This window comes from Bradyrhizobium sp. 141 (genome assembly GCF_023074055.1).
Lineage (GTDB): Bacteria > Pseudomonadota > Alphaproteobacteria > Rhizobiales > Xanthobacteraceae > Bradyrhizobium.
This window is the reverse complement of record NZ_JADPKR010000104.1, coordinates 112,320-118,814: the sequence shown is the minus strand read 5'-3', so window position 1 is coordinate 118,814 and position 6,495 is coordinate 112,320. Positions and strand designations below refer to the sequence as shown.

Below are 6,495 nucleotides of genomic sequence, written 5' to 3'. Positions count from 1 at the left end.
AATCCCACCAACCTTGAGGCCTACCGCCCGATTGCTATCGTCCCACCGAGCCAAATAGCGCGCCCGCAACTCATAGGGTCACAAGCTCTCAGGATGACGGGTTGACTACTTTGGTTTGCCGCGACGCAAGAGATGGAGTTGCCGGCATTCCCAAAATTGTGGCGAGATCGCATCCCATCAACAAAAAATCCCCTGTCGACGGTCGTCCGCGGTACCTTGATGAATCAACCCCGGTTGGTCCATAAGCGGCGTCCCGTGGTCGGTGGTTCGCCCCCGTATTGCGTGCTTGGATAGAGGGATTCTCGCGTGGCAAATATCAACCAGAAAATTGCGCAAGAGCTTGGGGTTCGCGCCGAGCAGGTCGAGGCGGCGGTGACGCTGCTCGACGGCGGCGCCACGGTTCCCTTCATCGCCCGCTACCGCAAGGAAGCGACCGGTGCCCTCGACGACGCGCAATTGCGCACTTTGGAAGAGCGCCTGGTCTACCTGCGCGAGCTCGAAGACCGCCGCAAGGCCATCCTCGAATCAGTTCGGGAGCAGGGCAAGCTCGATGCCGCACTCGAGGCCTCCATTCTCGCCGCCGACAGCAAGGCCCGCCTCGAGGACATCTATCTCCCGTTCAAGCCCAAGCGCCGCACCAAGGCGGAGATTGCCAAGGAAGCCGGCCTCGAGCCGCTCGCCAATCAGCTGATGGCGGAGCCCACCAACGATCCGAAGGTGGTGGCGGAAAGCTTCGTCAATGCCGAGAAGGGCGTTGCGGATGCCGCCGCCGCGCTGGACGGCGCCCGCGCCATCCTGGTCGAGCGGTTCGACGAGGACGCCGATTTGATCGGCGCGCTTCGTGAGGAGATGTGGAGCAACGCGCGCATGGCGTCCAAGGTGCGCGACGGCAAGAAGACCGAGGGCGAAAAATTCGCCGACTATTTCGAGTTCTCCGAGCCGCTGACCAAATTGCCGTCGCACCGCATCCTCGCGATGTTCCGCGGCGAGAAGGAAGAGATCCTCGACCTGCAAATCCAGGCCGAGGCCGAGGCGCCGCCGCCGGGCGTGCCGAGCGCCTATGAATTGAAGATCATGAAGCGGTTCGGCATCGCCGACCTCAAGCGCGCCGGCGATCGCTGGCTGATCGACACCGTGCGCTGGGCCTGGCGCACCAAGATCCAGGTGCATCTCAACATCGACCTGCGCATGCGGCTGTGGAACGCCGCCGAGACCGAGGCCGTGCGCGTGTTCGCGTCCAATTTGCGCGATCTCCTGCTGGCCGCGCCGGCCGGCACCCGCGTCACCATGGGGCTGGATCCCGGCTACCGCACCGGCGTCAAGGTCGCCGTCACCGATGCGACCGGCAAGGTCGTCGATACCGCGGTGATCTATCCGCACGAGCCGCAGCGGCAATGGAACGAGTCGCTCGCGATCCTCGGCAAGCTCGCGTTGAAGCATCGCGTCGAGCTGATCGCGATCGGCAACGGCACCGCCTCGCGCGAGACCGACAAGCTCGCAGGCGATCTCGTCAAGGGTCTGGCCGAGCTGAAGATGACCAAGATCGTGGTGTCGGAGGCCGGTGCGTCGGTCTATTCGGCCTCGGCTTTCGCCTCGGAGGAACTGCCGGGCCTCGACGTCACCCTGCGCGGCGCGGTCTCGATCGCACGGCGGCTCCAGGATCCGCTGGCCGAGCTTGTCAAGATCGAGCCAAAGGCAATCGGCGTCGGTCAATACCAGCACGATCTCGGCCAGGCCAAGCTGGCAAAATCGCTCGATGCCGTGGTCGAAGACTGCGTCAACGCGGTCGGCGTCGACGTCAACACCGCCTCGGCGCCGCTGCTCGCGCGCGTGTCGGGCGTCGGCTCCGGCCTTGCTCAGAGCATCGTCGCGCACCGTGACGCCAACGGCCCGTTCAAGTCGCGCAAGGCGCTCAAGGACGTGCCGCGGCTCGGGCCGAAGGCGTTCGAGCAATGCGCGGGCTTCCTGCGCATTCTCGGCGGCGAGGACCCGCTTGATGCTTCCGGCGTGCATCCGGAAGCCTATCCGGTGGTGCGGCGGATTCTCAGCGCCACCAAGAGCGACATCAAGGCGCTGATCGGCAGCAGCGAGATCGTGCGCACGCTGAAGCCGAAGGACTTCGTCGACGAGACCTTCGGTCTGCCGACCGTCACCGACATCCTGCGTGAATTGGAAAAGCCCGGCCGCGACCCGCGTCCGGCGTTCAAGGCCGCGGTGTTCATGGAGGGCGTCGAGGAGATCAAGCATCTCAAGAAGGGCATGATCCTCGAGGGCACTGTGACCAACGTCGCCGCGTTCGGCGCCTTCGTCGACATCGGCGTGCACCAGGACGGGCTCGTGCACATCTCGGCGATGTCCAAGACCTACATCAAGGATCCGCGCGAGGTGGTGAAGCCCGGCGACATCGTCAAGGTGAAGGTTCTGGACTTCGAAGTCGCCCGCAAGCGCATCTCGCTGACGCTGCGCCTCGACGACGAGGTCGGCGCCAAGAAGGACTCCCCCGGCATGCAGCGCGACAACAGCTCGCGCAACCCGTCGCGCATGACCTCCTCTGCACCCCGCAAGCAGGAATCCTCCGGCGGCGGTGGGGCGCTCGCCGAAGCACTCCGCCGCGCTGCGGAGAAGAACAACGGCAAGCGGGCGTAGCAGCTGAGCAGGCCTGAATAGGGCAAGCTCCATCCGCGCCGTCATTGCGAGCGCAGCGAAGCAATCCAGACTGTCTCCGCCGGGACAGTCTGGATTGCTTCGTCGCAAGGGCTCCTCGCAATGACGAGGAGAGAGCGGGGCGCGCCTCCCTAACACCCGCGTCAGAATCTGGCGTGTTTGTAAGTTGAAGCTGCCTGTTCCTTCCTTTCATCTGATCGTCCTCGTGCGGCGCAGAGACCGCCGCACTGCAAGGAGGATGGTTCGATGAGCAACAGGCTTCTCAAAGGCCTCACCGCGGCGACGCTCGCCGCGATGGTGGCGTTCGCTTCACCTGTGCTGGCCCGTGGCGGCGGTGGCGGAGGTCACGGCGGCTTTGGCGGTGGCGGCCATTTCGGCGGCGGCGGGCATTTCAGTGGCGGCATGCACGCAGGCGGCTTTGGCGGCATGCGTGCCGGCGGGATGGGCGGCGCGCGCTTCGCCCATGTCGGCGGTCCCGGCTTCGGCGGGGCACGCTTCGCGCACGCAGCGATCGGGCCGCGTTTCGCCGGCGCCGGCTGGCACGGTCGCCACGCCTTCCATCATCATCACTTCCGCCGTTTCGCCGTCTTCGGCGCGCCCTTTTTCTACGCCGGCTATAGCGATGGTTGCTGGCGCAGGAGCTGGACGCCCTATGGATGGCAATGGGTCAATGTGTGCGGAAACTATTGGTAGTCGCATCGCGTACCGCACCATTGTCGCGGTCGCCACCGGGCGGTTCCGTCCAGCCCCGGAACGGGATAGTCTGGTGGCGATCGTCGCCCGGAGTTTGTCATGACCGGAGGTCACCGTCGCATCCTGGTCGTCGAGGACGATCCGGAAACCGCAGGCCAGCTCGTCGAGGAATTGACGATCTCGGGATACGAGGTCGATCTCGCTGCGAGCGGCCGCGAAGCCCTGAGCCACGGCGCCGCGCGCGACTATGCCGTGATCACGATCGACCGGATGCTGCCCGATGTCGACGGCATCAGCGTGATGCGGCAACTGCGCGACGACGGCGTTGCCGCGCCGTTCCTGATCATTTCCGCGCTCGGCGAGGTCGATGACCGCGTGCGTGGCCTGCGTGCCGGCGGCGACGACTATCTCGTCAAGCCGTTCTCATTCACCGAATTGCTGGCGCGGCTGGAGGCCCTTGGCCGCCGTAGCGAGACCATCGCCAAGGAGACGCTGCTGCGGGTCGGCGATCTCGCCGTCGACCTGATCTCGCGCAACGCCAGCCGCCGCGGCCGCAAGATTCCGCTGCTGCCGCGCGAGTTTCAACTGCTCGAATATCTCGTCCGCAACGAGGGCCGCGTCGTCTCCCGCGCGATGTTGCTCCAGCACGTCTGGGACCTGCATTTCGACCCCTCCACCAACATCATCGACGTCTATGTCGGGCGCGTTCGCCGCAAGGTCGACGATGCCCAGGCCTATCCGCTGATCCACACCATCCGCGGCATCGGATATTGCCTCCGTGCTCCTGGCTAAGACGCTCCGGTCCTCGACCTTCCGTCTGGCGCTGATCGCGATCGCCGCGTTCGGGCTGATCGTCGCGGCGATCATGGCCTATGTCTATTTCGGCACGCTGGCCTATGTGGAGAGCCGGCTCGGCCACGCCGTCGACCATGACGGCTTCACCGGCATGATCGAGCTCGCGATGGCCGCCGTCGCCGTGCTGCTGCTGGTGCTCGCGGGCCTTGCGGCCGTGCTGGTGACGCGGCGCACGGTGGGGCGGATCGAACAGATCAATGCCACCAGCCGCGCCATCATGCTCGCCGGCCTCGATCAGCGCATCCCCTTGCGCGGCAGCAACGACGAATGGGACCGTGTCGCCGAAAGCCTCAATCAGATGCTCGACCGCATCGAGACGCTGATGGGCGAGGTCAAGCAGGTCAGCGACAACGTCGCCCACGATCTGCGCACGCCGCTGACGCGGATGCGCGGCCGGCTGGAAAAGGCCTATCATCACGAGCGCAACGGCGAGGCGGACGCGGCGCTGATCGGCGACACCATCGCCGATCTCGACGCCGTGCTTGGCATGTTCGCCTCCATCACCCGGATCTCGGAGATCGAGACGCGTGCCCGCACCGGCGCCTTCCGCGCGCTTGACCTCGCCGAGATCGCCGGCGAGGTCGTCGAGCTCTACGATGCCGCCGCCGAACAGGTCGCCACAAGGCTCAGCCTTGCCGGAGACCGAAAGGTGCCGATCACGGGCGATCGCGACCTGCTGTTCGATGCCATCGCCAATCTCGTCGACAATGCGATCAAGCACGGCCGGCCGGGCGGGCAGGTGACGGTGACCTGCCGCAGCGCCGACGGTGGCGCGGTGATCGCCGTTGCGGACGATGGTCCGGGCATTCCGGCCGAGCAGCGCGATCACGTCTTCAAGCGCTTCTATCGGCTCGAACAGAGCCGCTACACGCCGGGCAATGGGCTTGGCCTCAGTCTGGTGGCGGCCGTCGCGCGCCTTCACGGCGCCGAGATCGCGCTGCACGACAAGGCGCCGGGACTGATGGTGCAGCTCAGCTTCCCCGTGATATCGGCGAAGTGAGGCCCGGTGGCATCACAGCTCGATCACACCACGGCGTGCCGCATGCGCCACCGCGTCGGTGCGTCCGGTGGCGTCCAGCTTGTCGAGCAGCGAGCCGACATGGAATTTGACGGTGTGCACGGAGATGCCGAGCCGGCGCGCGATCATCTTGTTGGAGGCACCCTCGGCCATCAGCGCGAGCACGTCGAGCTCGCGCTGCGTCAGCGCGATGTCCTCGGGCATGACGCGCGCATCGCGGGCGACGATCGCCGCGGCGGCCTGCTCGCCGGGCCCGGCAAGACGAAGCCCGGCGACATTGCCGAGCAAGGCCGCCAGGCGATCCGCGAGCGCGGGGTCGTCGATCTCCAAAGCGAGCACGATCTCCGACGTCTTGTCCTCGCTCACGCCTCCGGCCTCTCGCCGACCGTGACCTTGAAGCTGACCGGCTCGCCGCCGCGGCGCGCCGCGACATCGACCACCGCGCCGACGCTCGCAGGGCCCAGCGTACGCGACAGCGCACGCACGCCGGAGAGCTTTTGGTCGTTGACCGCCACGATCACGTCGCCCTGGCGGATGCCGGCTGCGGCCGAAGGTCCGGCCTTGTCGACATTCATCACCATCGCGCCGATGCCGTCGTCGAGCCGCACCGGCTGCAGCCCGAGGCCGAGGTATCCGCGCGCGATGCGGCCACGGGCCTCGAGCTGCGGCGCGACGCGCTCGATCGTCGCTGTCGGGATCACCAGCACGCGCCGCGGGCCGAGTACGGCCATGCCGAAGGCTCCGCCCGATGCATCGAGCGCAAGACCGCCCTGCTGGGCAGGACGCAGGCGGACGTCGAGCTCGATCCGCGCATCGATGTCGCCGCCGCGCAAGGAGCGCCAGCTGTTGCCGGACGCCGACACCATCCCGAGCGCCGCGCTCGGCGCATCGCGATGGGTTGCGACCACCACCGACAAGGCACCCAACGGCGGGACGGCTGCGGCGAGCTTGACCGGGGCCGTCGCAATGTCGGCGCGGAGCAGCGCGATATCGGTCGTATGGTCGCGGCCGGCGATCGTGGCAGCCACGCGGCTGCCGTCGGGGAGGCCGATCTCGACTTCGCCCTCGTCGGCCAGCGCCTCGTCGGCGGTGACGATCAGGCCTGCCTTCCAGACAAAGCCGGTGGCACGGGAGCGATGCGAGTGCACGGAGACGATTGAGGGCGCGGTGCGCGCCACCACATCCGCGAGGGCGGACGACAGGGCGGTAAGGTCGGTCATGGTAAGCTCCTGTAAGTTGTCCTCAATCTGGGATGTCGCGGGCGA

Annotated in this window: 6 protein-coding genes; 4 read left to right on the top strand and 2 right to left on the bottom strand. The window is 66.8% G+C overall.

Translation table 11 applies throughout. The annotated features are described in order from the left end of the window. The first annotated feature begins 306 nt into the window (after nt 1-306). From IVA81_RS33620 to IVA81_RS33605, 4 genes are all read left to right on the top strand, one after another. Nucleotides 307-2,646: a Tex family protein gene (locus IVA81_RS33620; RefSeq protein ID WP_247326259.1), complete on the top strand. Its 2,340-nt coding sequence runs from the start codon at nt 307-309 to the stop codon at nt 2,644-2,646. A gap of 264 nt (nt 2,647-2,910) precedes the next feature. Then, nucleotides 2,911-3,357: a hypothetical protein gene (locus IVA81_RS33615; protein ID WP_247326257.1), complete on the top strand. Its 447-nt coding sequence runs from the start codon at nt 2,911-2,913 to the stop codon at nt 3,355-3,357. A 99-nt stretch (nt 3,358-3,456) separates the two neighbouring features. Continuing rightward, nucleotides 3,457-4,149 carry a response regulator transcription factor gene (locus IVA81_RS33610; RefSeq protein WP_247326255.1) on the top strand — a complete coding sequence of 231 codons (693 nt, stop codon included), beginning with the start codon at nt 3,457-3,459 and terminating at the stop codon, nt 4,147-4,149. Next, on the top strand, nt 4,136-5,212 hold the full coding sequence (locus IVA81_RS33605) for a HAMP domain-containing sensor histidine kinase (RefSeq protein ID WP_247326253.1): 1,077 nt from the start codon (nt 4,136-4,138) through the stop codon (nt 5,210-5,212). The genes IVA81_RS33610 and IVA81_RS33605 overlap by 14 nt, the downstream gene beginning before the upstream one ends. A 12-nt stretch (nt 5,213-5,224) precedes the next feature. On the opposite strand, the gene IVA81_RS33600 is transcribed toward IVA81_RS33605, so the two are convergent. Beyond that, nucleotides 5,225-5,596: a helix-turn-helix transcriptional regulator gene (locus tag IVA81_RS33600; RefSeq protein WP_247326252.1), complete on the bottom strand. Its 372-nt coding sequence runs from the start codon at nt 5,594-5,596 to the stop codon at nt 5,225-5,227. Beyond that, nucleotides 5,593-6,450: a S1C family serine protease gene (locus IVA81_RS33595; RefSeq protein WP_247326250.1), complete on the bottom strand. Its 858-nt coding sequence runs from the start codon at nt 6,448-6,450 to the stop codon at nt 5,593-5,595. The genes IVA81_RS33600 and IVA81_RS33595 overlap by 4 nt, the downstream gene beginning before the upstream one ends. Nucleotides 6,451-6,495: the final 45 nt, after the last annotated feature.

Bases quoted from the DNA above. Each gene is read 5' to 3' on its own strand.
- IVA81_RS33595 (WP_247326250.1), bottom strand. From the start codon at position 6,450: ATGACCGACCTTACCGCCCTGTCGTCCGCCCTCGCGGATGTGGTGGCG.
- IVA81_RS33610 (WP_247326255.1), top strand. From the start codon at position 3,457: ATGACCGGAGGTCACCGTCGCATCCTGGTCGTCGAGGACGATCCGGAA.
- IVA81_RS33615 (WP_247326257.1), top strand. From the start codon at position 2,911: ATGAGCAACAGGCTTCTCAAAGGCCTCACCGCGGCGACGCTCGCCGCG.